This is a genomic window from Streptomyces sp. NBC_00433 (assembly GCA_036015235.1).
Taxonomy (GTDB): domain Bacteria; phylum Actinomycetota; class Actinomycetes; order Streptomycetales; family Streptomycetaceae; genus Actinacidiphila.
Genome location: CP107926.1, coordinates 2,168,521 through 2,194,304 on the forward strand (window position 1 = coordinate 2,168,521; position 25,784 = coordinate 2,194,304).

The 25,784-nt window shown below is 71.5% G+C and carries 16 protein-coding genes and 2 pseudogenes; 11 read left to right on the forward strand and 7 right to left on the reverse strand.

Annotated features, from left to right (window positions below; translation table 11 throughout):
• Nucleotide 1 precedes the first annotated feature (1 nt).
• Genes OG900_08820 through OG900_08835 form a run of 4 tightly spaced genes read right to left on the reverse strand, consistent with a single transcriptional unit; the run spans nt 2 to nt 4,160 of the window.
• Nucleotides 2-910 (reverse strand): carbohydrate ABC transporter permease, encoded by a 909-nt coding sequence (locus tag OG900_08820; protein ID WUH90197.1) that lies wholly within the window; start codon nt 908-910, stop codon nt 2-4.
• Nucleotides 907-1,827 carry a sugar ABC transporter permease gene (locus OG900_08825; protein WUH90198.1) on the reverse strand — a complete coding sequence of 307 codons (921 nt, stop codon included), beginning with the start codon at nt 1,825-1,827 and terminating at the stop codon, nt 907-909. The genes OG900_08820 and OG900_08825 overlap by 4 nt, the downstream gene beginning before the upstream one ends.
• The gene (locus OG900_08830) at nt 1,824-3,089 is read right to left on the reverse strand and encodes an extracellular solute-binding protein (protein WUH90199.1); all 1,266 of its coding nucleotides are present in this window, start codon (nt 3,087-3,089) and stop codon (nt 1,824-1,826) included. The genes OG900_08825 and OG900_08830 overlap by 4 nt, the downstream gene beginning before the upstream one ends.
• A 51-nt stretch (nt 3,090-3,140) precedes the next feature.
• Nucleotides 3,141-4,160 (reverse strand): hydroxyacid dehydrogenase, encoded by a 1,020-nt coding sequence (locus tag OG900_08835; GenBank protein WUH90200.1) that lies wholly within the window; start codon nt 4,158-4,160, stop codon nt 3,141-3,143.
• A gap of 171 nt (nt 4,161-4,331) precedes the next feature.
• Here OG900_08835 and OG900_08840 point away from each other — a divergent pair, with 171 nt between their 5' ends.
• Both OG900_08840 and OG900_08845 read left to right on the forward strand, forming a co-directional pair.
• Nucleotides 4,332-5,483, forward strand: coding sequence for a substrate-binding domain-containing protein (locus OG900_08840; GenBank protein ID WUH90201.1), 1,152 nt, complete (start codon nt 4,332-4,334; stop codon nt 5,481-5,483).
• A 156-nt stretch (nt 5,484-5,639) separates the two neighbouring features.
• Complete coding sequence (locus tag OG900_08845) at nt 5,640-7,619, forward strand: DUF2264 domain-containing protein (GenBank protein WUH90202.1); 1,980 nt, start codon at nt 5,640-5,642, stop codon at nt 7,617-7,619.
• A 78-nt stretch (nt 7,620-7,697) separates the two neighbouring features.
• Here OG900_08845 and OG900_08850 read toward each other — a convergent pair whose 3' ends face one another.
• A complete protein-coding gene (locus OG900_08850; GenBank protein ID WUH95681.1) occupies nt 7,698-8,747 on the reverse strand; it encodes a HoxN/HupN/NixA family nickel/cobalt transporter in 1,050 nt (349 codons plus the stop codon).
• A gap of 413 nt (nt 8,748-9,160) precedes the next feature.
• On the opposite strand from OG900_08850, the gene OG900_08855 reads away from it, so the two are divergent.
• From OG900_08855 to OG900_08880, 6 genes are all read left to right on the forward strand, one after another.
• Complete coding sequence (locus tag OG900_08855) at nt 9,161-10,606, forward strand: DUF4331 domain-containing protein (protein WUH90203.1); 1,446 nt, start codon at nt 9,161-9,163, stop codon at nt 10,604-10,606.
• A 103-nt stretch (nt 10,607-10,709) separates the two neighbouring features.
• Nucleotides 10,710-12,029 carry a hypothetical protein gene (locus tag OG900_08860; GenBank protein ID WUH90204.1) on the forward strand — a complete coding sequence of 440 codons (1,320 nt, stop codon included), beginning with the start codon at nt 10,710-10,712 and terminating at the stop codon, nt 12,027-12,029.
• A complete protein-coding gene (locus tag OG900_08865) occupies nt 12,026-13,708 on the forward strand; it encodes a nickel transporter (GenBank protein ID WUH90205.1) in 1,683 nt (560 codons plus the stop codon). The genes OG900_08860 and OG900_08865 overlap by 4 nt, the downstream gene beginning before the upstream one ends.
• 41 nt (nt 13,709-13,749) lie before the next feature.
• A complete protein-coding gene (locus tag OG900_08870; protein WUH90206.1) occupies nt 13,750-14,067 on the forward strand; it encodes a hypothetical protein in 318 nt (105 codons plus the stop codon).
• 664 nt (nt 14,068-14,731) lie between these two features.
• On the forward strand, nt 14,732-15,094 hold the full coding sequence (locus tag OG900_08875; protein WUH90207.1) for a DUF6233 domain-containing protein: 363 nt from the start codon (nt 14,732-14,734) through the stop codon (nt 15,092-15,094).
• 353 nt (nt 15,095-15,447) lie between these two features.
• Complete coding sequence (locus OG900_08880) at nt 15,448-15,585, forward strand: hypothetical protein (protein ID WUH90208.1); 138 nt, start codon at nt 15,448-15,450, stop codon at nt 15,583-15,585.
• Between the two features lie 238 nt (nt 15,586-15,823).
• On the opposite strand, the gene OG900_08885 is transcribed toward OG900_08880, so the two are convergent.
• Nucleotides 15,824-19,126: a tetratricopeptide repeat protein gene (locus OG900_08885; protein WUH90209.1), complete on the reverse strand. Its 3,303-nt coding sequence runs from the start codon at nt 19,124-19,126 to the stop codon at nt 15,824-15,826.
• 5 nt (nt 19,127-19,131) lie between these two features.
• Complete coding sequence (locus OG900_08890; GenBank protein WUH90210.1) at nt 19,132-19,638, reverse strand: hypothetical protein; 507 nt, start codon at nt 19,636-19,638, stop codon at nt 19,132-19,134.
• Nucleotides 19,639-20,009: 371 nt separating this feature from the next.
• On the opposite strand from OG900_08890, the gene OG900_08895 reads away from it, so the two are divergent.
• From OG900_08895 to OG900_08905, 3 genes and pseudogenes are all read left to right on the forward strand, one after another.
• The gene (locus OG900_08895; protein ID WUH90211.1) at nt 20,010-23,501 is read left to right on the forward strand and encodes a tetratricopeptide repeat protein; all 3,492 of its coding nucleotides are present in this window, start codon (nt 20,010-20,012) and stop codon (nt 23,499-23,501) included.
• Nucleotides 23,502-23,558: 57 nt separating this feature from the next.
• A pseudogene (locus OG900_08900) lies at nt 23,559-23,795 on the forward strand (IS256 family transposase).
• Between the two features lie 235 nt (nt 23,796-24,030).
• Nucleotides 24,031-25,325: pseudogene (locus tag OG900_08905) on the forward strand (ISAs1 family transposase).
• Nucleotides 25,326-25,784: the final 459 nt, after the last annotated feature.

Sequence of the window (25,784 nt, forward strand, 5' to 3'; positions counted from 1 at the left end):
ATCAGCCCTTGATTCCGGTGGTGGCGATGCCGCGCACGAAATAGCGCTGGCCGAGCAGGAAGATGACCAGGATCGGAACGACGGAGATGACCGATCCCGCCATGATCATGGCGTACTGCGCGTCGTACTGGCCGATGAAGGAGCGCAGTCCGATCTGCACGGTCCACAGGTCGTTGTCCGTGAGGTAGATGAACGGACCCATGTAGTCGTTCCAGGTGTTGACGAAGGTCAGCAGGGCCAGACTGGCGAGGGCGGGCTTGGACAGCGGCAGGATGATCCGCGCCCAGATCCCGTACTCGCTCAGCCCGTCCAGCCGGGCCGCCTCGCTGATCTCGTCGGGGATGGTCAGGTAGAACTGGCGCATCAGGAAGACCCCGAACGCCCCGAACGCCTGGATGAGGATCAGCGACCAGCGGGTGTTCACCAGGCCGAGCTTGTCCATGATGATGTACTGCGGAACCATGTAGGCCTGCCAGGGTACGGCGATGGTGGCGATGTAGCCCAGGAAGAGGGCGTCCCGGCCGGGGAATCGCATCTTGGCGAAGCCGTACGCGGCGAAGCTGCCGGTGAGCACCTGGAGGAAGGTGATCACCGCACTGAGCAGCAGGGAGTTCCCCAGATAGGTGGCGAGCGGTATCTGCTTCCAGATGTCCGTGAAGTTGCGCCAGCGGTAGCTCTTGGGGACCCACTGGATCGGCACGGTGAAGACGTCCCTGTCGGCCTTCACCGAGGAGATCGCCATCCACACGAAGGGCAGCAGGATCGCCACCGCGAGGAGGACCAGGAACAGGTACAGCAGCGCGCGGCCGGCGGCGTGCGCGGTGCGGCGCCGCGAGACGGTCGCGGCGGCCGGCGGCGCGGGTGCGGGCGTCGTCCGGGGGCGTTCCCTGCCCGGCGCGGTGGTGTTCATCGCTCGCTCCTGCGCTGGATCTGGAACTGGGCGAGGGTGACGGCCAGCACGATCACGAAGAGCGCGAGCGAGACCGCCGACGAGTAGCCGAACCGGCCGTGCGTGATGCCCTCGCGGAAGATCAGCTGGGACAGCACCAGCGTGGACCGCCCAGGACCGCCCTCGGTCATCACCTGCACCAGGTCGAAGACCTTGAAGCTGGAAATGGTGAGCATGACCGTCACGAAGAAGGTGGTGGGCCGCAGACCCGGCATGGTCACATGCCAGAAACGCGCCCACGGTCCCGCGCCGTCCATCCGGGCCGCTTCGTAGAGCTCGGCCGGAACGGTCTGGAGGCCGGCCAGGAAGAGCACCATGTAGTAGCCCATGTCGCGCCACACGCTGGTCAGGATGAGCGCGGGCAGGGACCAGTCGGTCGATGTGGTCCATCCCGGCGGATGGGACCAGCCCAGGTGCCGGAGCAGCTGGTTGACGGGGCCGATGTCCGGGCTGAGCAGCATGTTCCAGACAATCGCCACCGCGACCAGCGAGGTGACGTAGGGGAAGAAGAACGCGGTGCGCAGGATGCCGACCCCGCGCAGCTTCTGGTTGAGCAGGACCGCCAGGCCGAGCGATGCCGCGAGGGTCAGCGGGATGTGTCCGGCCGCGTACCAGCAGGTGTTCTGGAGCGCTGTCCAGAAGTTGTCGTCGTGCCGCATCCGACGGAAGTTGGCCAGGCCGATCCACTTCGGGCTGGAGTACGAGTCCCAGTCGGTGAAGGCCACCACGAACGTCCCCGCCACCGGGACCAGGGTCAGGGCGGCGAAGCCCAGGAGGTTCGGCAGGACGAAGCTCCAGCCGACCAGCGCGTTGCGCCGGCGCCGGCGGCGGGTGGCCGCCGTCGGCGCCGGCGCCGTACGGGTGGTGACGGTCGTCACTGGACTTCGGTCTTCACGCGGTGGTCCATCTCCTTGATGCCCGCGTCGACGGACTTCTCGCCGGTCATCACCAGTTCGTGCTCCTCGGTGAGGATCTGGTCGATGTCGGAGGACTTGTCGCTGACCGGCATCTCCAGCTGCACCTTGGACGGCTGCATGGCCTGGCGGGACGTCGCGTCGGTGGGCATGTCCCGGACCCCGAAGAAGGTGTTCATGACCGAGCTGTCGTGGTACGACGGGACCAGGCCGATCTTCGCGAGGACGGCCGCGCCCTCCGGACCCGAGGCCCATTCGACGAACTGCTTCGCGGCGTCCGCGTTGCGGGCCTTCTTGTTCACCGCGAAGGCGGTGGGGGAGCCGAAGGTGACGGTTTTCCCGTCGGCGGTGGTCTGCGGCAGGGGTGCCATGCCCCAGTCGACCGGGTTCTTGCCCTCGGCTTTCTCGGCGAGCAGGGCCGCGGCCCACCAGGTGCCCATCGGGACCATGGCGGCCTTGCCGGTGGTGAACTGGGAGTCGTAGGTGGTCTTCTGGCTCGACGCGGTGGCGAACGGCAGGGTGGCACCGGCCTTCTGGACATCCAGTGCGATGCCGTACTGGTCCTTCATCCACCCGTAGTCCCCGCCGAGCAGGTCACCGCCGGTCTGCGCGGACGCCACCGCCTGCACGACCGAACGCCAGGTGTGCAGGTACGTGCCGTACGTCTTCGATGCCCCCGATCCCTTGGTGAGCTGCTTGGCCAGGGAGTCGAAACCGCTCCACGTCAGATGCGACACATCCGCGTCACCGACCAGCTTCTTGTTGTAGAACAGCACCCAGAAATCCTGCCGGTACGGGAGCGCGTAGTACTGGCCTGCCAGGTCGTAGTCCGCGAGCCCGGCGTAGGCCGACTTGTCGGGGAGTCCGGCGACCGCGCCGGTCAGCGGCAGCAGTTGGCCGCGGGTGGCGTAGCGGGCGTAGTCCGTGACGTTCTTCATCGTCAGCACGTCGGTCTTGTCGCCGCCGGCGAGCATCGTGGTGACCTTGTCCGGGTAGTCGTCGGCGAGGATGTCGACCGGCTGCACGTCGATCTTGGGGTACTTCGCCTCGAAGCCGTCGATGAGCGCCTTGAACTCCGGTGTGGTCTGGTAGTTCCACAGCGCGATCTTGACGACTGTACGACCGTCGGACGTGGTGCCGGAACCGCCGCCGCCACCGCATGCCGCGGCACCGAAGAGCGTTGCGGCCAGAGCGACGGGCAGGAGTCTCGTGGTGGTCCTTCTCATGGGGTGCGGCTCCTTGTGCCGAGGGGGATGAAGCGGGGGATCAGGGGGAATTCAGGCGCTCAGACCCAGTGCCCAGTGCTCGGCCGTGATCTCGGCGGTGAGCGGCTGGTGCGCCGTCCACCGCGCGAGTTCGTCCAGGGTGTGGTCGGTGAGCCGGCCGATCTCCGTGCCGAGCGAGCCGGCGATGTGCGGTGTGACCATGACCTGGGCCAGCCGCCGCAGCGGGGAGTCGAGCGGAAGCGGCTCGGGATCGGTGACGTCGAGGATGGCGAACAGCCGGCCGGCGGCGCACTCCGCCGCGAGCGCGGCGCTGTCGATGAGGCTGCCTCGCGCGGTGTTGATCACCGTGGCGTGATCGGGCAGCAGGCTCAGCTCCGCGGCCCCGATCAGATGCCGGGTCTCGGCCAGTTCCGGGGCGTGCAGCGTCAGGACGTCCGCCCGGGAAAGCGCTTCTTCCAGGGGCACCAGCGTCGCGCCGGCCGCCGCGACCTGGTCGGGATCGGCGTACGGGTCGGCGACGAGGCAGGTGGTGCCGCCGAGCAGGCCGAGGAGGTCGACGACCTTGCGCCCGATCCGGGAGAAGCCGACGACACCGACCGTCCGGCCGAAGTTCGACAGGTCGCCGTAGCCGGTGACACTGCCCCAGCCCCCGTAGGCACGCTGCTCGTCCGCGGCGAGGAAGGGGGCTTTCTTCCCCGCGAAGATGATGGCGGCCAGGGTGTACTCGGCGACAGGTATGGCGTTGGCGTCGGCCGCGCTCGCGACCTGGATGCCGCGCCGCCACACCGCGTCCCCGAGCAGGCCCCGTACGCTGCCCGCGCAGTGCAGCACCGCACGGAGCTCCGGCGCGGAGGTCAGCCGCGCGGAGGTCAGCGGCGGTGCGCCCCACGAAGTGATCAGCACCTCGACCTCGGCGAGACGGGTTCTCGCCTCGGGGGTGTCGAGGTCGTCGGTCCACAGCGGGTCGTCCAGTGTCACCAGCGCGGCGAGCCGCTCCAGCCGGCTCCGGTCGAAGTGGGCATCGAAACTCTGTCGGCTCATCACGACCAGCGCGTGGGGCTTGGTCTGCATCAGGCGTCGGGTCCTGTTCCTCGGAACGACTGCTACACCGGTGTTTCCAGGCAGTTCCGTTCCAAATACGTTGGGAACAGGGATAGTGGTGTTCAGTAGCCGTTCACTAGCGTTCGAACAGAACCGCAACCAAACGTTCAGATGTGAACACCGGGACCGAGAGGCGCCTTGATGGGCGACGACCGACTCTTCGCACTACAGCGACGTGAGCGCGTGATGGAGGAACTGCGCCGCCATGGCGCGGTGCGGGTCCGTGACCTGGCCAAGGTCCTCGGAGTCAGCGAGCTGACCATCCGGCGCGACATCGGCACGCTCGCCGGCTGCGGTCTGCTCACCAAGGTGCACGGCGGAGCGACCCTGCCGACCGATCTGGAGCGTGCCGGCACGGCTGCTCCGGGTCGTCGGCCGCGCCCGGCCGCAACGGCCTTCACCATCGGCATGGTGGTGCCCTCACTCGACTTCTACTGGCCGCCGATCGTCGGGGGCGCCCGTGCGGCGGCCGCTGCGCTGGGTGTGCAGATCCAGCTGCGCGGGTCGAGCTACGACCAGGCCGAGGACCGCCGCCAGATATCCCGGCTGATCGCCGCCCAGCAGGTGCAGGGCCTGCTGCTCGCCCCCAACCTCGAAGGCGACGGCGTCGACGAGATGATCGACTGGATCGGCAATCTGCCGGTCCCCACCATCCTCGTCGAGCGCCAGACGCCCGACTGGACTCCCACACCCCGCCAACTGGAGTGGGTCCGCAGCGATCACGCCCTGGGCCTGGAGATGGCGGTCCGCCATCTGTACGAGCACGGCCACCGGCGCATGGGCCTGGTGCTCTCCAAAGGCAGCCCCACCTCCGCCCACCTCTCGGTGGGCTGGCAGCGGGTCTGCGCGGAACTGGCGCTGCCCGCCGAGTTCGTGGTGCGCGAGACCGTCGCACTCAGCGTGCCGGGCCACCGCGAGATCATCAGCAGGATCCTGGCGCGGTGCCGGCACCACCGCACCACCGCCCTGATCGTGCACAGCGACCCCGACGCGATCTCCATCGCGCAGTACCTCGCGGAGCAGGGCGTCACCATCCCCGGCGACATGGCGATGGTCAGCTACGACGACGAGGTGGCCCAACTCGCCGAGCCCGCCATGACCGCGGTGCGCCCGTCGAAGGGCCGGGTCGGGCGGGTGGCGGTCGACATGATGGTCTCCCGGCTGATCGAGGGAAAGCGACGTCCCGCTCAACGCGTCCTCATCCTGCCGGAGTTGATCATCCGGAACTCGTCCGTGGCCTCCTCCGGGCAGATATGGACCACGCCCGCGGGCAACACCGCGCCCTACGGCTGACCCGTCCCACCCGAACCGGTCCGGCCGTGCGCGGAAGCCAACGATCACGTTCGAACGTGTTCGCATGTGTTCGCGGCTGTTGACCGGGCGGTCCCGGGCGGGTTTGAGTGAGCGGACACCCGCCCCGCCGGGGCCCTCGCACCCACGGAGTTCGCCATGACGTCCGGTCTCCCTGCCGAGGACCGCGACCGGTCGCCGTTCACCGGCTGGACCCGGGAGCACTGGGCGGCGCTGGCCGACCGCACGGCGGAAGCGGTCGCCCCCTACCGGTCCCCGAAGGGGGCGTCCATCCACCTGCCCGGCCCGGCGAGCCGCAACGGCCGCCGCTCGGACGGCCTTGAGGGCTTCGCCCGCACCTTTCTGCTGGCCGGATTCCGGGTGGCCGGCGAGGGCGGCGCCGATCCGGCCGGGCTGCTGGAGCGCTACGCGGAGGGACTCGCCGCCGGTACGGACCCGCACTCGCCCGAGGCGTGGCCGCGTCCCGACGAGCTCGACCAGGCCAAGGTCGAGGCCGCCTCGATCGCCCTGGTCCTGCAAGCCACCCGCCCCTGGCTGTGGGACCGGCTCGACGACCGGGTACGGCAGCGGACGCTGGACTGGCTCGGCGCGGTCGTCGGACAGCGGTACCCGCCGATCAACTGGGTGTGGTTCAGGATCGTGGTGGAGTCCTTCCTGCGCGAGGCGGGCGGCCCGTGGAGCGCCACCGACATCGAGGAGGACCTCGACGTCCACGCCTCGCTGCGGCGCCCCGGGGGCTGGCTCAGCGACGGACAGGAACGGGCCTACGACCACTACACCGGGTGGGCGCTGCACCTGTACCCGCTGCTGTGGACGCACCTGTTCGACGTGACGGGGACGCTCTGCCCACCCCGGTTGCGCGGCAGGTGGCAGGACGACCTCGGCGCGTATCTCGACGACGCGGTGTGCCTGATCGGGTCCGACGGGTCCCCGCTGCTGCAAGGACGCAGCCTCACCTACCGCTTCGCCGCCGCCGCGCCCCTGTGGGTCGGGGCGCTGACCGGCACCGGAAGCCTCGGTCCCGGTCTGATACGGCGCGCGGCCAGCGGTATGCTGCGCCATTTCCGCCAGCAGGGGGCCTTCGAGCCCGACGGACTGCTCCGCCTCGGCTGGCGCGGGGAGTGGCTGCCGATCCGGCAGGCGTACTCGGGACCCGGCTCCCCCTACTGGGCCGCCAAGGGCATGCTCGGCCTGATGCTCCCCGCCGACCACCCGGTGTGGACGGCCACCGAGGAGCCGCTTCCGGTGGAAGAGGCCGACGTGGCACGGGTGGTTGCCGCTCCCGGCTGGCTGGTCTCCGCGCGGCGGTCGGACGGCGTCGCGGTGGTCGTCAACCACGGCACCGACCACGCCCGCCCCGGCGACTGCCGCGCCGACGCACCGCTGTACGCCCGCCTCGGATACTCCACCGCCACCGTGCCGCCGCTGACCGGGCCGACGACATCGGATCCGCTCGACAACAGCGTCGTCGTCCTTGACGACACCGGCCGGGCCACCCACCGGAGCGGCTTCACCACGCTCTTCGCCGAGCGCCGCGCCGACGGCGTCCTCGTGGGAGGATCGCGGGGCCGGGTGCGATGGGTCGACACCACCGGGGACGCCACACCCGACCACGGCTCCGGCCGCTCCGGCCCGCACATCCCGGGCCCCCTCGTCACCGTCGCCTCCGTACTGCGCGCGGGCACCGAGATCCGGCTCGTCCGGCTCGACGCCCCCGAGGGGCCGTCGGCGGCATGGCGGGCGGTACGGCTGGGCGGCTGGCCGCTACCCACCGAGGCGGGACCCGCGCACACCCCGGGCGAGGAGGGTGCATACGCCGAAGCGAGCGACGGCGGACTGCGCAGCGCCGTACGCGGCCTGCGCGGATTCACCCGCGCCGGCGTATTCGTCGAGGACGGCACGACCCCGCTCGCCCGCCGGACCGCCGTTCCCTGGCTGGCCACCCCGGAGCCGGTGCCGCTCGGCGTCGTCCTGGCCGCATCCGTCCGGCTCGACCGCGGCGCCGGCGACAGTCCGGAACCGGCCGTGTCCGTGCGGGACGGGGGCGACGGAGCCCACCAGGTGACGGTGGAGTGGCCGGACGGCGCGCGCACGGACGTGACCTTGCCCGCGCCGTGACACGGCAGCCGCTGCTGGGAGGAAGGTCAGGCGGGGTGCTCGGCCGGCTGCCGGGGTGAGGACGGGGATTCCCGGACCTCACTCCTGGGCGGCTGGCGCTTCCGGCCTCGGGCCGGGGGGCGAGGCCCAACGCTCCTCGATGCGGCCGTACTTCCACACCAGCAGCGCGCACGCCCATGCCGCGACGAAAAGGCCCACCACCACGAATCCCACCGTGTTGAGGTTCACTCCGCCGACCCAGCCCCAGAAGCCACCGGTGAGGTCGAGCTTGTCGGCGAGCAGCGCGAGCAACTCGACGGTGCCGATGATCAGGGCGACGGCGACGGACAGGCCCGTGACGGTGAGGTTGTAGTAGATCTTCCTGACCGGGCGCGAGAAGGCCCAGCCGTAGGCAACGTTCATGAACGATCCGTCGAGGGTGTCCAGCAGGCTCATCCCGGCCGCAAAAAGCACGGGCAGGCACAGGATGGCGTACCAGGGCAGGCCGGTGGCGGCGCCCGAGCCGGCCAGGACCAGCAGCGCGACCTCGGTGGCGGTGTCGAAGCCGAGGCCGAAGAGCAGGCCGACGGGATACATCTGCCAGGGCTTGTCGATCGACCGCATCACCCGCCCGAGGAGCCGGTTGAGCAGGCCCCGCTTGTCGAGCTGCTCCTCCAGCGCCTGCTCGTCGAGTTGTCCGGCGCGCAGCGTGCGCAGCACCTTCCAGATCCCCGCGAGCACGACGAGGTTCACCGCTGCGATGGCGTAGAGGAAGGTGCCGGAGACGGCGCTGCCGATCAGGCTGGTCATCCGGTGCAGCTGGGAGTTGTCGTCCTTGAGCGGGCCGGCGAGGGACTTGAGGCCGAGTGACAGCAGCAGGGTCAGGCCGAAGACGACGCTGGAGTGGCCGAGGGAGAACCAGAAGCCGACCGACAGCGGGCGCCTGCCCTCGTGCATGAGTTTGCGGGTGGTGTTGTCGATGGCAGCGATGTGGTCGGCGTCGAAGGCGTGGCGCATTCCGAGGGCGTAGGCGGTGACGCCGATCCCGATGCCGAAGGACTGGCCGTTGACGCGGTAGTGGCCGGGTGCCACCAGCGCCACGAGGGTGAACCAGCCGATGAGGTGCAGGGCCAGGATGAAGGCGGCCATTCCCGCGAGCCGGCGCCGTTCCGGCCGGGTGAAAAGCCGGGCGACGCGGCCTCGCTCGCTGCCGGCGGAGGCGGGCAGGGGGGCGGTGGTGGGTGATCCGCTGGTGGCCATACGCCCTCGTCTTCTCTGCGGGGAGCGGGAGCCGCTGCATGGGGCTCGCTCTTGCAATGTATGTGCAGATAGCTGGACATAGCAGGAGCACATGGAGTGTTCGGCGAGGCGCGCGGAGGTGTGCGGCGTACGCCGAGGCCTGTCGTACAAGCGCCGCTTGCGCCACCGGACGGGAATTCTGTCCGCCACCCGGGTGGTGTCGACCGGCCCGACCCATCCGGCGGGGCTCGGGGGACGAAGGGGCAGGAACGTGTGATCCGGCCCGCAGGGCCGGATCCTCCTCCCCCAGAGAGAGCCCCTCGATGACCCTTCGCAGAAAACCGGCCGGTCTCGGCCGGCGGAAGTCGGCCGCGCTGCTGCTCGCGCTGAGCACCGCGGTCGCGGGTGCGGCGCTGGCCGGCCCCGGCGCCGGCGTCGGCCAGGCGTCCAGCCACCGGGAGGCGCCGCTGATCGCCTCGGACCCGCAGGTCGACAACACCGACCTGTACGCGTTCTCAAGCCCCGACAAGTCCGACACGGTGACGCTGGTCGCGAACTGGTACCCGTTCCAGGAGCCGAACGGCGGGCCGAACTTCTACCCGTTCGCCACGGACGCGCACTACGACATCAACATCGACAGCCAGGGCACCGGCAGGCCGGACCTGACCTACCGGTGGACGTTCCGCAACGAGGACCGGCGCGGCGAGAAGACGTTCCTGTACAACAACGGGGTCGTCAACAACCTCACCGATCCCACTCTGCTGTTCCGCCAGCACTACACGCTCCAGGAGATCCGGGCCGGCCACCGCCCCGTGACCCTCGTCGACGACGCCATCGCCGCCCCGTCCAATGTCGGCAGGGCGTCGATGCCGGACTACGGGCGGCTGCGCGACCAGGCGACCCGCAAGCTGCCCGGCGGCGGCCGGACCGTCGCGAGCCAGGCCGCCGACCCGTTCTTCCTCGACCTGCGGATCTTCGACCTGCTCTACGGCGGGAACCTCAGCGAGACCGGGCACAACACCCTCAACGGCTACAACGTCAACACCCTGGCCATCCAGGTGCCCAAGTCCGCACTGGCCTACCGCGGCAACGCCAAGCGCAACCCGGTCATCGGCGTGTGGAGCACCACCGAGCGGCGCACCATGCGGCTCAGTCCGGGCAAGTCCACCCCGACCGGCCCCTACGTGCAGGTCTCCCGGCTGGGCAACCCGCTGGTCAACGAGGCGGTCGTGCCCGCGGGCCTGAAGAACGCCTTCAACGCGCTGCCGCCGTCCGAGGACCACAACCAGCCCAAGCTCGTCGCGAAGGTCCTCGACCCGGAGGTGCCCAAGCTCGTCCAGGCGATCTACGGCATCCCCGCCCCGGCCACCCCGCGCCGGGACCTGCAGGAGATCTTCCTGACGGGCATCGCGAAGGCGACGGGCGGCCCACTGGCCGTCGACCTCAACTCGCAGCTGCTGAACCAGGACATCGACAAGTGGCAGTTCGTGGCCGCCGAGGAGCTGCGGCTGAACATGTCGACCCCGGTGACGGCGAACCCGAACCGGCTCGGTGTGCTCGCCGGCGACTTCCAGGGCTTCCCCAACGGGCGGCGCATGGGTGACGACGTCGTCGACATCGCCCTCCAGGTGCTCGAAGGCGCCACACCCGGCCACCTCATCCAGGCCCTGGCCGCGGGTGACGGCGTCAACGGCCCCGGCCGCCCCTTCACGGGCAGTTTCCCCTACATCGCCCTGCCCTTCACCAACGCGGTGAACCAGGCCGGATGACCCCCGGGGGTGCCCGGTGCGGGCGCGGAGCCACCGGCCCGCACCGGGCACCCGCGCGACCTTCGAACACCGGACCACCTTCGAGCCGAGGACACGACCTCCCATGCACCGCCTTGCACTGATCGCCACCGCCGCCGCGCTGTGTGCCGGCCTGACCGGCTTCGCGGTACTGGAGCACTCCGCGGATCACCCGGGGCCGTCGGCGCCCCTGTCGGCGCCGGGCGGCGACCGCGCGCCGAGCGGCCCGCTGAGCATGGGCGCGGTCATCACCAAGCTCCAGGCGGGGCTGCGGCAGCAGCCGGCCGACGCGTCCGGCTGGGCGCAGCTCGGCTCCGCCTACGTCGAACAGGCCAGGCTCGCGGTCGACCCGACGCTGTACCCCAAGTCCGAGTCCGCGCTGCGCCGTTCGCTGGCGATCCAGCCGCGGGGCAACACCGCCGCGCTGACCGGCATGGCCGGACTCGCCAACGCACGGCACCAGTTCGCCCAGGCCCGGGACTGGGCGGACAAGGCGGTCGCCGTCGACCCGTACGCCTGGGCCCCCTACGGCGCGCTCAACGACGCGCTGACCCAGCTCGGCGACGACGACGCCGCGCAGACCGCCGTCCAGCACATGCTCGACCTGCACCCGTCCACCGAGTCCTTCACCCGCGCCTCCTACACCCTGGAGCTGCACGGGCGCACCACGGAGGCCGCCCAGGCACTGCAACGGGCCCTGGACGACGCCTCCTCCCCCGCCGACGTGGCCTTCTGCCAGCACTACCTGGGCGAACTCGCCTTCAACACCGGCCGTCCGCAACAGGCCCTCGGCCACTACCGGCAGGCGCTGGCGGCCGACGCCACCTACACCGCCTCGCTGGCCGGATCGGCGCGCGCGGAAGCCGCCCTCGGACAGGCCGACCGTGCCGTCACCGACTACCGCACCGCCATCGCACGGGTGCCGCAGCCGCAGTACGTCCTGGAGTTCGGCGAGCTGCTGCAGTCGCTCGGCCGGGACGGCGAGGCCCGCACCGAATACGGCGTGCTCCAGGCCGAGCAGAAGCTCTTCGCCGCCAACGGGGTCGTGGACGACCTCAACCTCGGCCAATACCAGGCCGACCACGGCGACCCGAAACTCGCCGTCACCCTGCTGACCGCCGAATGGGACCGGCGGCACAGCGTCCTGGTCGCCGACGCCCTGGGCTGGGCGCTGCACCGGGCCGGACGGGACGCGGAAGCACTGCCGCTGGCCCGGCAGGCCGACCGGCTCGGCTGGCGCGACGCCCTGCTGCGCTACCACCGCGGCGTCATCGAGCAGTCCCTCGGCGACGACACCGGGGCACGCACCGACCTGGCGGCAGCGCTCGCCGCCAACCCCCACTTCTCCCCGCTCTCCGCACCCGACGCCCGTACGCGCCTGGCCCGTCTCCAAGGACAGCGATGACCCCTCCCGCGGGCACCACGAACCGCCGCCTCCACCGCGCCGCCCTGCTGCTCGCCGCCGTCCCGGCACTGATGTGGGCGGCGTCCGGGCCGGCCTGCGCCCACCCGCTCGGCAACTTCACCGTCAACCGCTACGACGGCCTCACCCTGCACGCCGACCGCGTGGACGACCTCGCTGTCGTCGACACCGCCGAGATCCCCACCCTCCAGGCCGAGCCGACCATGGACACCGACCACAACGGCACCCTCAGCCCGGCCGAAGCCGCCGCCGAGGCCGGGCGGGCCTGCACGGCCCTTGCCGACCGGGCCCAGGCCACGGCGTCGGCAGCACACGGGACACCGCGGACACTCGCCTTCCGCCTGACGGCCGGTTCCTTCCGCCTCGTGCACGGCCAGGCCGGTCTGGACACCGGCCGGCTGGAATGCCGGCTGACCGCCCCCGCCACCCTCGACAGCGGCGACCACGTCCGGTTCACCTCCGGTGTCGACGACTCACGTATCGGCTGGCACGAGATCACCGCACGAGGCGACGGCGTGCGGATCGGCACCTCGGACGTACCCGCGCGGTCCGTTTCGCACGAGCTGCACGCCTATCCCGCGGACCTGCTGTCCAGCCCGCTCGACACGCGGCACGCCGCGCTGGTGCTGGGGGCCGGCAGCGGCGCCGCCACCGCCGCGAGCACACCGGGCGCCGGGTGGGCGGCGGACTGGTACGCGGCACTCGACCGGCACCTGGGCGGGCTGGCGGACCAGCACGAACTCACCCTGCCCGTCGGCCTGCTCGCGGTCGTCATGTCCCTGGTCCTCGGGGCCGGACACGCCGCGCTCCCCGGCCACGGAAAGACCGTCATGGCCGCCTACCTGGCCGGCCGCCAGGGCCGCCCGCGCGACGCGGTCACCGTCGCGGGAACGGTCACGCTCACCCACACCGCCTCGGTGCTCGCCCTCGGAGTCGCGCTCAGCGTCTCCTCCGCCCTCGTCGGGGAGGACGTCCTGGCCTGGCTCGGTACGGCCAGCGGACTCGTCATCACCGCGGCCGGACTGTGGCTGCTGCCCGCCGCGCTACGCACCTTCCGTACCCCGAAACAGGCAGCGGCGCCCCCGCACGCCGGTCACGACCACCACCACGGCCCGGCGCACAGCCATCCGCCGCAGCAGCAGGCCGCCGCCGCGAGCACCGGCCCCGCGCCCGCGGCACACGCGTCGGCGACAGCGGTACTGAACGAAGACGAGGCGACGAGCACCCACGACCACCCCCGCACCCACGAACACGGGGAAGAACACGAGCACGCGGAGCACCCCCACACCCATGGATGGCTCGGGCAGCACAGCCACAGCCACGGCCCCCGTCCACGCGGGAGCAAGGCAGGCCTGGTCGGCATCGGCATCGCCGGCGGCCTGGTCCCCAGCCCCTCCGCCCTCGTGGTGCTGCTCGGCTCCATCGCCCTGGGCCGCACCGCCTTCGGCGTCCTGCTCGTGGTCTGCTACGGCCTCGGCATGGCCGCCACGCTCGCCGCCGCCGGGCTGCTCCTGCTCAAACTCCGCGACCGCATCCCGGCCCTCGAAGGCGGCCGCCGGCACGCACTGGCCGCCTGGGGCACACGGCTCACCCCGCTGGGCACCTCCCTGCTCATCCTGGCCGTCGGAGTCGGCACCGCCCTGCGGGCCGTACCGATGTGACCGCCGCATCACGAGCACACCCCCCGCCCCCGAGGAGCACCATGACGTCCCCGTCCCGCCCGGCCCACACCGCGGCCCTGCTGCTCACCGCAATCGCGCTGACGGCCTGCGGCGCCTCCGGGCCCCGCACCGGCGCACTCGACCGCGGCTCCCCCAACACCCACCCCACATGCCGGGTGCACCAGCACGTCCTACCCGGCACCGACTACACCAGCGGCCCGAACAGCGCCCCCCTGGCCGTGCTCGACATGCTCCGCTACTACACCGCCCAGCACACCCTGCCCTTCTGCGACCACAAACCGCCCACCACCCAGGACACCGCCTGGACCAGTCTCTACAACCGGCTCACGCGGCGCTGATCGGCGCCTGGCAGGGGTCCTGTATCCGTCATGTAACGCGCTGACCGGCGGAAATGCGCGTAAGTCGCACCGCCGACCCCAGGGGCGATTTCGCGAGCGCCTTCATACGCGCACGGCGCACATCACGCACATCGGCAAACCCGCAGGTCAGGCACCCTTTCCCTGGGGCACGAGCACCGCCACGCACTCCACGTGGTGGGTCATCGGAAAGAGGTCACGAAGCCTGCCCGCTGGGGAAAGCGCAGATCAGAGGTCCCCTTTCTTCCATATCGGACGGGCAGGAGACGGTCGGAGCGTCAAACGAGCGTCATGAACGCGGAGGTCGATACTGCGCCTACAGGGTGCGCAGAACGTGGTTCGCCAACAGGCTGGCGCCCGTACGTGGTGGTGGCGACGCGCAGTCTGGGCAGGGTCGGACACCTGGACAACGGCGTCCTGAACAAGGGACAGCCCGTCCGGTGCCGGGGACGAGGTGCGCCACACATGGAATCGAACAGAGAATCGAACTAGATTTGAGAGGTGAGCGACGACCAGGACCAAGACCACGGTGGGGGCAGTCGACTGGCCTTCCGCAGGCCGACGGGCCGCTCGTCGACGTCGCGCTCCCGGACGGGCAGCACCTGTTCGCCGTGGTGAAGTCCCGCCGCAGGGAGCCCGACGTCTGTTGGTCGTACGACCTGCAGACCACCTGCCCATCCAGGGCAGCGAGCAGGGCCGGCTCCTGGTCCTCCCCGCCGCGGTCGACTTCCGTGCCCCGTCCGCCCTCTGCGGCCCGATCGACGGCCAGCCCCACGCCCAGGTGCCCATCCAGCGGCCCGGCATCACCCCGGCCTGGAAGATCGAGGAACCGGTCTACTTCGGTCCCCAGCGAGGCCCGGCGCGCGTCGTGCACCGCGGCGACTGCCGCACGATCCGCGACCTCGCCCGGCCCGCGACCACCGAGCAGGCCCGCGCCGTACTCGATCGCGACGACGCCGCACCGTGCCAAGTCTGCCGACCGGACCGGCCGCTGCGCACCGACGCGTAGCCCCGCCGCGGGTTGCTCCTGAGGCCGCCCCTGGTTGCCACCGGCCGATCCGCTGTGGGATCACCGTTCGCCGGCGAGTCCAGCTAACCAGCTTGCAACTCGTGCGAGTTCGGCCACCAGGGAGATCTCTCTCACCTTTCCCTGCTCCGTCTGAAGGAGCATACGCACGCAGTCGTGGTCGTCCATGGCCGCCTGATCGTCGTGGCGGCAGCCGATCCGGATCCCACGCGCCGGCCGCGCGATTAGTGAAGGCACGATGACCGGCACCAGCCGATGGGGCCACTGGTGCCGTCCTCCCCGCGCAGGCGGGGGTGGTCCGGTATCGTTTCCCCGAGTCGAGGTCGTGCTGCCGGGTGGCCAGGTGGCCGGCCGCCAAAACCGCTGACGCCGCCCGGGTGCGCACCGCTCAGCTCCTGCTGAACCAGCGCCTGGAGCAGCTGCGTGAGCAGACGACGACGAACGCTGCGGCGGCTGGGGCGGTGATCGCGTGACCAGCGACCTGAGCGGGGTCGACCTCGCGCGCCAGGCCCTGGCGGCGGCCCGGGAGGCGGCGACGAAGAACGGCGCCGTGGCGAGGAAGAAGCTGAAGCGGCGTACCAGGCAGGCGGTGCGGCGCGACGGCCGCGAGCCGCTCAGGCTCGGCGCCACGGTCGGCATGAGGATGACAGAGCGCGGCCTGGCCGTCCCGGTCGCCTGCGGCAGCTTCCTCACCGCATGTCCTGTGGCACATCAGGCGCGGCCTGGATCAGCACCCTGCCGCATCTTCCACCGCTCGTTACATGCGATCGCCCAACTCCTGCGTGCTTGGCCTTCGCTGTGGCGGTCGCCGAGGTCGGAGAAGATGTCGGCGGCGGTGGTGTGCGCGGTGACGGCCTCGTCGAACCTGCGCACCTGTCGCAGGGCGAGGCCGAGATTGTTCAACGCCCCGGCTTCGCCGTGGCGGTCGCCCAGCTCGCGGCAGATGGCCAGATCCTGGTTGTGGGCGGTGATGGCCTCGTCGAACCTGCGCACCTCCAGCAGGGCGAGGCCGAGGTTGTTCCACGCCGCAGCTTCGCCGTGGCGATCACCGAGGTCGGAGAAGATGTCGGCGGCGGCGGTGTGGGCAGTGATGGCCTCGTCGAACCTGCGCACCTCCCGCAGGGCGCCGCCGAGGTTGGTCAACGCCGCAGCTTCGCCGTGGCGATCACCGAGGTCGGAGAAGATGTCGGCGGCGGTGGTGTGCGCGGTGATGGCCTCGTCGAACCTGCGCACCTCCCGCAGGGCGCCGCCGAGGTTGTTCAACGCTTGGCCTTCGCTGTGGCGGTCGCCGAGGTCGGAGAGGATGTCGGCGGCGGTGGTGTGGGCAGTGATGGCCTCGTCGAACCTGCGCACCTCCCGCAGGGCGCTGCCGAGGTTGTTCAACGCCGTGCCTTCGCCGTGGCGGTCACCGAGGTCGGAGAAGATGTCGGCGGCGGTGGTGTGGGCAGTGATGGCCTCGTCGAACCTGCGCACCTCCCGCAGGGCACCGCCGAGGTTGGTCAACGCCCCGGCTTCACCGTGGCGGTCACCGAGGTCGCGGTAGGTGTCCGCGGCGGCGGTGAGGGCGGTGATCGCCTCCTCGAACCTGCGCACCTGCAGCAGGGCACCGCCGAGGTTGGTCAACGCCCCGGCTTCACCGTGGCGGTCGCCCAGCTCCCGGTAGGTGTCCGCGGCGGCGGTGAGGGCGGTGACGGCCTCCTCGAACCTGCGCACCTGCAGCAGGGCGATGCCGAGGTTGGTCAACGCCGTGGCTTCGCTGTGGCGGTCGCCCAGCTCTCGGTAGGTGTCCGCGGCGGTGGTGTGGGCGGTGACGGCCTCGTCGAACCTGCGCACCTGCAGCAGGGCGATGCCGAGGTTGGTCAACGCCCCGGCTTCACCGTGGCGGTCGCCCAGCTCCCGGTAGGTGTCCGCGGCGGCGGTGAGGGCGGTGACGGCCTCGTCGAACCTGCGCACCTCCCACAGGGCGAGGCCGAGGTTGCTCAACGCCGTGCCTTCGCGGTGGCGGTCGCCGAGGTCGCGGTGGGTGTCGGCGGCGGTGGTGTGGGCGGTGATGGCCTCGTCGAATCTGCGCACCTGCTGCAGGGCGATGCCGAGGTTGTTCAACGCCGCGGCTTCGTTGTGGCGGTCGCCGAGGTCGGAGAAGGTGTCGGCGGCGGTGGTGTGGGCGGTGATGGCCTCGTCGAACCTGCGCACCTGCTGCAGGGCGAGGCCGAGGTTGTTCAACGCCGCGGCTTCGCTGTGGCGGTCGCCGAGGTCGCGGTAGGTGGCGGCGGCGGCGGTGAGGGCGGTGATGGCCTCGTCGAACCTGCGCACCTGCTGCAGGGCGCCGCCGAGGTTGGTCAACGCCGCGGCTTCGTTGTGGCGGTCGCGGGTCTGGCGGTGGATGGTGAGGGCCTGGGTGGTGAGAGCGATCAGATCGTCGAAGCGGCGCCGGAAGTTCAGGTACTCGGCCAGGGCGTAGGCCATGCCGGACCGGATGCGGTGGCCTTCGGGCGCGGTGGCGGCCGCCGCGGTGAGGTTGGCGAGCTCGCCGTCCAGCCATCCCAGCGCCTGCGCACGACCGCCGAACACAGGCGAACGCGGCGCCCCCGGCTGCGGGTCCAGGTGGGTGCCGGCCGCTTCCGCGCTGTCCAGGTAGTAGCCGAGTAGCCGGGCCAGTGCGGCATCGCGGTCGTCGTCGGCGGCGCAGGCCCGGCCGTGGTGGTCGGCGTGCAGCCGCAGCAGGTCATGCATCCGCCACCTCCCCCACACCCCGCCGGCCTCGACCAGGTGCGCGCGCGCAAGATCCGTCAGCAACTCCTCGACCGCCACCGGATCGGCATCACCGAGGAGGTGGGAGGCGGCCTCGGTGGACAGGTCCGGTCCCGGGTTGAGGGGCAGCAGCCGGAACAGCCGGCCCTGCGCGGGCGTGAGCCGGGCGTAGGACAGGTCGAACGCCGCCCGCACCGCACGGTCGGCGCGGGAGAGGCGCTCCAGCCGGGTCTGCTCATCGGCCAGAGCGTCGGCCATCGCAGCCAGCGGCCGGTGCGGCGTGTCGGCCAGCAGGGCCGCCACGATCCGCAACGCCAGCGGAAGCCCCGCGCACAGCTCCGCGACCCGCTGCGCGGCAGCCGGATCGTCATCGACGCGCTGGTCACGGTCACCGTGCGTCTGCTGCAGGACCCGGCGGACCAGGTCCACCGAGGCGTCCGGGGTGAGGACGTCCAGAGCATGCCGACGTGCATCGATGTCCAGGGAGTCGCGAGAGGTGACCAGGGCGACCGTGGTGCCGTCGGCGGGCAGCAGCGGCAGGACCTGCTCCTCGCCGCCGGCGTTGTCGATCACCAGCAGGATCCGGCGGCCCTGCGCGGCGTACCCGGACAGCGCCGTGCGGAACATCGCCGAGCGGTCCTGCTCGGCCCGGGGCACGTGCTCGCCGGGGATGCCCAGGGAGCGCAGCCATCCGTCCAGCGCCTGCCCCGCGCTGACCCGGCGTTCGGGGTCGGGGTGGTAGCCGTTGAGGTCGGTGAACAAGACGCCGCCGGGGAACCAGCCGGGCCGGGCCACAGCAGCCGCGGCGGTGTAGAGGGCCAGTTCGGTCTTGCCGACCCCGGCCATCCCCGCCACCGCCGTCACCAGCACCGACCCGGACTCACCGCCAGGCGCGAGCAGCCCCAGCAGTTCCCTCACCGCGCCGTCGCGGCCGGTGAACGCCTTCGACGGCGGCCGCAGCCCCCACAGGGCGGGCTCGATCGCCCGCGGCAGCTGCACCGTGAAGTCCCGCCCCTGGAGGACCGGCCCCAGCTGCACACCACCGCTGACCGTGTTCACCACACGGCCTCCGGCCCCGGCGGAATCCTCCAGGGAACCAAGGGCGGGACCGGGGCGCTCCGCGCCGACGCGATCCTCCGGCGCAGCCGCATCCCCGCCCGGCCCAGCCACCGGACCGGTGCCACCGCCGCCGGCACCCGCCCCCGCGCTGCCGCCGGCACCGGCCCCGGTGCCGGCGGAGTAGACCTCCGGCTCGTCCTCCATGCCGGTCACCTCCCCGGTGTCGACGACCCGCCGGCCCCCTGCTCGGGGCCTGGCCCCGGCTCGGGTGCGGCCGGAGGCGCCGGCGAAGAGGGCGGGGGCGGGGTGGTCGTGGTGAAGGTGATACCGCTGAAGTCCCTGCCCTGCAGGACCGGCCCGTACTGCGTGCCGCCGCTGACGGTACTGCTGACCGATCCCCCCTCGACCGCGCGCGCCTGGCGGTGCCACAGCTCGAGCGCCTGCGCGAACTCCTCGTCGGCGGCGGCCCGGCGCACCAGCACCTCGCCCAGCGCCCGCGCCCGGCCCGGATCAGCCGGGGCCTGCGCCAGCGCCGCCAACTCCACCTCACCGGTCCCCGGCACCGCCTCACCGCTCACCTCGCCGGGGCGGACGACGCCCCGCCGCCGGAACGGCCGCCGCACCACCGCGCCCAGCCCCGCCCACGCCTGGCGGCCCACCTCACCGCCCGCGCCGCCGGCCAAGGCCGCCAGCAGCCCCACCGAGATCGGATCCACCGCATTCCCCCCAGACAATGACGTTCAGTCAGCGCAGGGATATACCGTACGGTCCGACGCGATGCGCCCGCAGTCGAACCCCGACCCCCCACCGGCACCCACGCCCCTCCCCTCTGCCACCGGGCCCCCGGGGGCTTCGCCCCGCGAGGGCATCCGCCGGTGTGAGCCCTGCTTCACACCAAGGTTGCTGGTCCACGGCAAGGGGGTGCCGGCGCAGTAGGCGGCAGGTGAGTATCCGGATCGTTGCGCCGGTCAGCTCCTCGCAACCGCGGTGGGTGTACTGGCGGGGGTGGTCCGGGTGATGGCGGGGAGCAGCTGCGGTGGGGCGGCTACTGTGTGCAGTCCGCAGGGTGCGTGGGAGGGGGCTCCAGGTGGCGGGCGAGTTACTGGGTGTGGTGCTGGTCCACGGGTTCGGGTCCGGTCCGGACACGTGGGGGCCGCTGCAGGAGCGGATCGGCGAGGACGCCTCGCTGGAGTTCGTGCGGGTGCTGCCGTTCTCGTATGCGACGGGGATCAAGCGGATCAACCCGCTGCGGGTGTGGCCGAGCATCAACGCGGTGGCGGACAGCCTGAGGGAGTTCCTGCGCACCGAGGCCGGCGCCTTCGAGCGGCTGGTGCTGGTCTCGCACAGCATGGGCGGCCTGGTGGTGCAGCGGCACCTGGCGCGGGTGCTCGCCGACGGGCACGGGCGGGAACTGGCGCGGATCCGGCAGGTGGTGATACTCGCCTGCCCGAACGACGGCTCCGAGTTGCTGCTGTCCCTGCGCCGGGGCGTGTTCGGTCGGCGCGGGCATCCACAGGAAAGCCAGCTGCAGCCGCTGAACGAGCAGGTCACCGAAACACGCCGGGTGGTGCTCCGCGACGTCGTCTACGCCCGGCAGACCACCGACCACACCTGCCCGATCCCGGTCTCCGTCTACGCCGGCGACAGCGACCGGGTGGTGCCGCTGGCCTCGGCCCGCTCGGTGTTCCCCGACGCCGCAGCCCTGCCCGGCGACCACTTCACCCTTCTGAAGGCGACCACAGCGCAGCACCGCACCTTCACCACGCTGCGCCGGCTACTGCACGAGACAGCCGCCCCCCAGCAGTGCCCGACCGGCGGCACGGATAGTACGCAAGCGGCCGCTGACTCACCGGCAAGCAGCTTCGAGCCGCCACCGCCCAGCCCCCCGACGGAGACGCCACAGCCGTCGGCGGCAGTGAGCAACACCATCAGCGGCGGAAACCAGCACGGCCTGGTCATCCAGGGCGGCACCGTGCACGTCACCGTCCAGCCCGAAACCCCGGCCAGGACGGCCGGGACACCCGGCACCGCCCCCGGTACGCCCGAAGAGGGCATGGCGGGACTGCCGGCGCGATCGGCGACGTTCACCGGCCGCGAAGAGGACGTCCGCACCCTGCTCGCCTACCTCGCCCCCCACCGCGACAGCTCCGAACCCGACCACGCCCCGCTGCGCCCGGTCCTGGTCCAGGCCGTGGCCGGAATGGGCGGGGTCGGCAAGACCGAACTGGCCCTGCAAACAGCCGAACGCGCCCTGGCCCAGCCCGGCTGGTTCCCCGGCGGCGTCCTGTTCACCGACCTCAACGGCTACCACCCTGACCCCGAACGCCGCACCAGCGCCGCCGACGCCCTCGACGACCTCCTGCGCGCCCTCGACACACCGCCCGAAAACATCCCGCCCGAGACCACCGCCCGCGCCGCCCAACTCCGGTCCACCCTAGGCGCCCGCGCAGCACACGGCCGGCGCACCCTGCTGGTGATCGACAACGCCGGCAGTGAGGAGCAGGTCCTGCCGCTGCTGCCCGCCGACGGCATCACCGCCGCCCTGGTCACCTCCCGCCACCTTCTCGACATCGGCGCCCGTCGGCACGCTCTGGACGTCCTTGATCCGGACGCCTCGGTGGACCTGGTCCGCCGGGTGCTGCAGGAGGCCCACGGTGACCGCGACCGCCGTGTGGATGACGATCCGGCTGCCGCGCAGCGGGTCGCGGAGCTGTGTGCGGGGCTTCCGCTGGCGTTGCGGATCGTGGCGGCCCTGCTGGCCGACATGGACCGCCGGCCGCTGGCTGCGATGGCCGACGCTCTGGCCGATGAGCAGACCCGGCTGGAGCGCCTCTCCCGCGCCGACCGTGCGGTGCGGGCGGCGTTCGACCTGTCCTACGCCCGGCTCACGCCCGCGCAGGGCCGGCTGTTCCGGCTGCTGCCCCTCAACCCGGGACCGGACCTGTCCACCGAGGCCGCCTCCCACCTCCTCGGTGATGCCGATCCGGTGGCGGTCGAGGAGTTGCTGACGGATCTTGCGCGCGCGCACCTGGTCGAGGCCGGCGGGGTGTGGGGGAGGTGGCGGATGCATGACCTGCTGCGGCTGCACGCCGACCACCACGGCCGGGCCTGCGCCGCCGACGACGACCGCGATGCCGCACTGGCCCGGCTACTCGGCTACTACCTGGACAGCGCGAAGGCGGCCGGCACCCACCTGGACCCGCAGCCGGGGGCGCCGCGTTCGCCGGTGTTCGGCGGTCGCGCACACGCGCTGGGATGGCTGGACGCCGAGCTCGCCAACCTCACCGCGGCGGCCGCCACCGCGCCCGAAGGCCACCCCGTCCGTACCGGCATGGCCTACGCCCTGGCCGAGTATCTGGACTTCCGGCGCCGCTTCGACGACTGGATCACCCTCACCACCCAGGCCCTCACCATCCACCGCCAGACCCGCGACCGGCACAACGAAGCCGGGGCGTTGAACAACCTCGGCATCGCCCTGCAGCAGGTGCGCAGATTCGACGAGGCGATCACCGCCCACACCACCGCCGCCGACACCTTCTCCGACCTGGGCGACCGCCACCGCGAAGGCACGGCGTTGACCAATCTCGGCCTCGCATTGCAGGAGGTGCGCAGGTTCGACGAGGCCATCACCGCCCACAACCAGGACCTGGCCATCTGCCGGGAGCTGGGCAACCTCCACGGCGAAGCCGGGGCGTTGAACAACCTCGGCATCGCCCTGCGACAGGTGCGCAGGTTCGACGAGGCCGTCACCGCCCACACCACCGCCGCCGACACCTACCGGGACCTCGGCGACCGCCACAGCGAAGGCCAGGCGTTGAACAACCTCGGCGGCGCCCTGCAGGAGGTGCGCAGGTTCGACGAGGCCGTCACCGCCCACACCACCGCCGCCGCCACCTACCGCAACCTCGGCGACCGCCACAGCGAAGCCGCGGCGTTGAACAACCTCGGCCTCGCCCTGCAGCAGGTGCGCAGGTTCGACGAGGCCATCACCGCCCACACCACCGCCGCCGACACCTACCGCAACCTCGGCGACCGCCACAACGAAGCCGGGGCGTTGAACAACCTCGGCATCGCCCTGCGACAGGTGCGCAGGTTCGACGAGGCCATCACCGCCCACACCACCGCCGCCGACACCTACCGGGACCTCGGTGACCGCCACCGCGAAGGCACGGCGTTGAACAACCTCGGCCTCGCCCTGCGACAGGTGCGCAGGTTCGACGAGGCCATCACCGCCCACACCACCGCCGCCGACATCTTCTCCGACCTCGGTGATCGCCACGGCGAAGCCGGGGCGTTGAACAACCTCGGCCTCGCCCTGCGACAGGTGCGCAGGTTCGACGAGGCCATCACCGCCCACACCACCGCCGCCGACACCTACCGGGAGCTCGGCGACCGCCACGGCGAAGGCCGGGCGTTGAACAACCTCGGACTCGCCCTGCAGGAGGTGCGCAGGTTCGTCGAGGCCGTCACCGCCCTCACCACCGCCGTCAGCACCTATCGCGACCTGGGCGACGTTCACAACGAGGGCATCGCCACCGCGAACCTGGATGTGGCACGCGACCAGGGCACTGACGCGTGACGGCCCCCGAACGCATCCTGCCGTCCGACACCCGCGCCTGCGCCTGCGCCTCGGCTGATGAGCGACGTGACTGCCTCGGTTGAGGCGGTTGAGGAGGTCCGGCCGGTCGAGTTGGCGGCGGACCTGCTGGATGAGTAGTTGATCGGGCAGTTGGTCGACCGGGCCCGCGCGGGCGGGCTGCAGTTGACCGGTCAGGGTGGGCTGTTGCAGCAGCTGACCCAACGCGTGCTGGAGTCCGCTCTCGAAGGCGAGATCACCGACCACCTCGGCCACGAGAAGCACGACCCGGCGGGCGCGGCAGCCGCAATAGCCGCAACGGTGTCCCCCGATCGCATCGCCCGCGCTGCCCTGGAAACGGCGCGACCGGTTCGGTCTCCTGGACCAGGCGCGGGCGCCGTCACCGTGGTTCCTGGTCGGGTGGGTCGGGGGCCGGTAAAGCCGCCGGGGCCGCAGGGGTACGGCGGTAGGAGGTGAACACGGCACCTGTGGATCATGGAGTTCTCTACGCTTCAAGATCCACGAAGGTGCCGTGTTCGTCCCTCCATCATCCCCTGTCGCTGCTCCCGCGCCTCGTGCACCCTGCCTGGAGGCCCTCGGTGAGGCTGCCGCACAGTTCCAAGTCCGTTGCCTGGACGCCGAGTTCGAGTCGGTCACCGACCCGCGAGGGGCCTGCGGGGTGCGTTACCGGATCTCCTCGCTGCTGGCCCTGGTGGTCTGCACGATGATGCGGCGGGCCACGACTCGATCACCGCGGCGGCGGAGTGGTGCCGGCGTGCGACGCCGCAGGAGCTTGCCGCCTTCGGCCTGCCCTACCACCCGTTGCTGGGCCGCTACCGAGTCCCGAGCGAGAAGACCCTGCGCAGCGTCCTGGGGCGTCTGGATCCCGGCGAGATCAGCGCGGCCGGCTACGACTACCTCCGGCCCCTGCTGTCCGCGCAGCCCCCTCGGCCGGATCCGGTGATGCCCGACGGCGGAATCGAGCGCGAACAGCGCCGGGCCCATCGGATGGCCACCCGCGCCGAACCAGTGAGGTCCAGGCGCCGGGCGATCGCGGTGGACGGCAAGTGCCTGCGCGGCGCACGCCGGCCGGACGGCAGCCGGGTCTTCGTGCTGTCCGCGGTCCGCCACGGCGACGGCGTCACGCTCGCCTCCCACGAGATCGGCGCGAAGACCAACGAGACCCCCGAGTTCGCACCCCTGCTCGACCACATCGACGACACAGATCTCGCGGGCACCGTCGTCACCGCCGACGCCCTCCACACCCAACGCGACCACGCCACCTAACTGCACGAACGCGGCGCCCACTACCTGCTGACCATCAAGAACAACCAGCAGGGCCAGGTCCGCCAACTCCATGCCCTGCCCTGGAAGGACACCCCCGTGATCCACCGCGACGACACGCGAGGGCACGGCCGCCACGAGCAACGGATCGTCCAGGTCGTCACCGTCGCGGGCCTGCTCTTTCCGTACGCGGCCCAGGTCCTGCGGATCCAGCGCCGTCGCCGCCTCTACGGAGCGAAAAAGTGGTCCAGCGAGACCGTCCACGCCATCACGGACCTGACCGCCGAAGAAGCGAACGCGGCCGCGATCGCGTCTTGGGCTCGTGGGCACTGGACGGTGGAAAACACCGTCCACTGGGTCCGAGATGCTGCCTTCGGAGAAGACAAGTCCCAGGTCAGAACCCACAACGCGCCCGCCTTACTCACTGCCGTCCGCGACCTGATCCGCGGCGCACTCAAGCTCGCCGGATACGTCAACACCGCCGCCGGACGCCGAGCCCACACCGAACGCCCCCGGGTCCTCACCCTCTACGACATCACATGATCAAACCGGACGAGTCAGGCAAACGCCGGGGCCCTGCCCTCAGCACCGGCCCTCACAACGTCCGTGTTACGGCCTCTGCCAGACTCATCTCATGAGCCTGCGGCTGCCGAGTAAAGAAATCGCAAACCCTCTCTAAACCTGCAGGTGTTAAAGGTTCTCCCCGCGCAGGCGGGGGTGGTCCGACCATGGTCGACGCCAGGCAGAACGTTGCCGAGTTCTCCCCGCGCAGGCGGGGGTGGTCCGCAGACGTCAGTGATGACGACAGGGGTGGCCGCATCAATCCCCCGCCTCGGCAGACACCTCTTGCGCGAATCCCACAAACGGCAGCGCGCGTGGATGCCGACGGCCTGGGCCACAGCCCTTATACGGATCTCGGGGATTCCCTCAAGGGGTTCTCCGTGCGCCGATACTCGGCCTACACAGCACCGATCCGGCCGGCCCGTGCGGACCCGGTTGCCG

What these genes read in the sequence shown, in the direction of transcription:
- OG900_08820 (WUH90197.1), bottom strand. Translation starts at nt 910, where the DNA reads ATGAACACCACCGCGCCGGGCAGGGAACGCCCCCGGACGACGCCCGCA.
- OG900_08830 (WUH90199.1), bottom strand. Translation starts at nt 3,089, where the DNA reads ATGAGAAGGACCACCACGAGACTCCTGCCCGTCGCTCTGGCCGCAACG.
- OG900_08835 (WUH90200.1), bottom strand. Translation starts at nt 4,160, where the DNA reads ATGCAGACCAAGCCCCACGCGCTGGTCGTGATGAGCCGACAGAGTTTC.
- OG900_08840 (WUH90201.1), top strand. Translation starts at nt 4,332, where the DNA reads ATGGGCGACGACCGACTCTTCGCACTACAGCGACGTGAGCGCGTGATG.
- OG900_08845 (WUH90202.1), top strand. Translation starts at nt 5,640, where the DNA reads ATGACGTCCGGTCTCCCTGCCGAGGACCGCGACCGGTCGCCGTTCACC.
- OG900_08850 (WUH95681.1), bottom strand. Translation starts at nt 8,747, where the DNA reads ATGGCCGCCTTCATCCTGGCCCTGCACCTCATCGGCTGGTTCACCCTC.
- OG900_08855 (WUH90203.1), top strand. Translation starts at nt 9,161, where the DNA reads ATGACCCTTCGCAGAAAACCGGCCGGTCTCGGCCGGCGGAAGTCGGCC.
- OG900_08860 (WUH90204.1), top strand. Translation starts at nt 10,710, where the DNA reads ATGCACCGCCTTGCACTGATCGCCACCGCCGCCGCGCTGTGTGCCGGC.
- OG900_08865 (WUH90205.1), top strand. Translation starts at nt 12,026, where the DNA reads ATGACCCCTCCCGCGGGCACCACGAACCGCCGCCTCCACCGCGCCGCC.
- OG900_08870 (WUH90206.1), top strand. Translation starts at nt 13,750, where the DNA reads ATGACGTCCCCGTCCCGCCCGGCCCACACCGCGGCCCTGCTGCTCACC.
- OG900_08885 (WUH90209.1), bottom strand. Translation starts at nt 19,126, where the DNA reads ATGGAGGACGAGCCGGAGGTCTACTCCGCCGGCACCGGGGCCGGTGCC.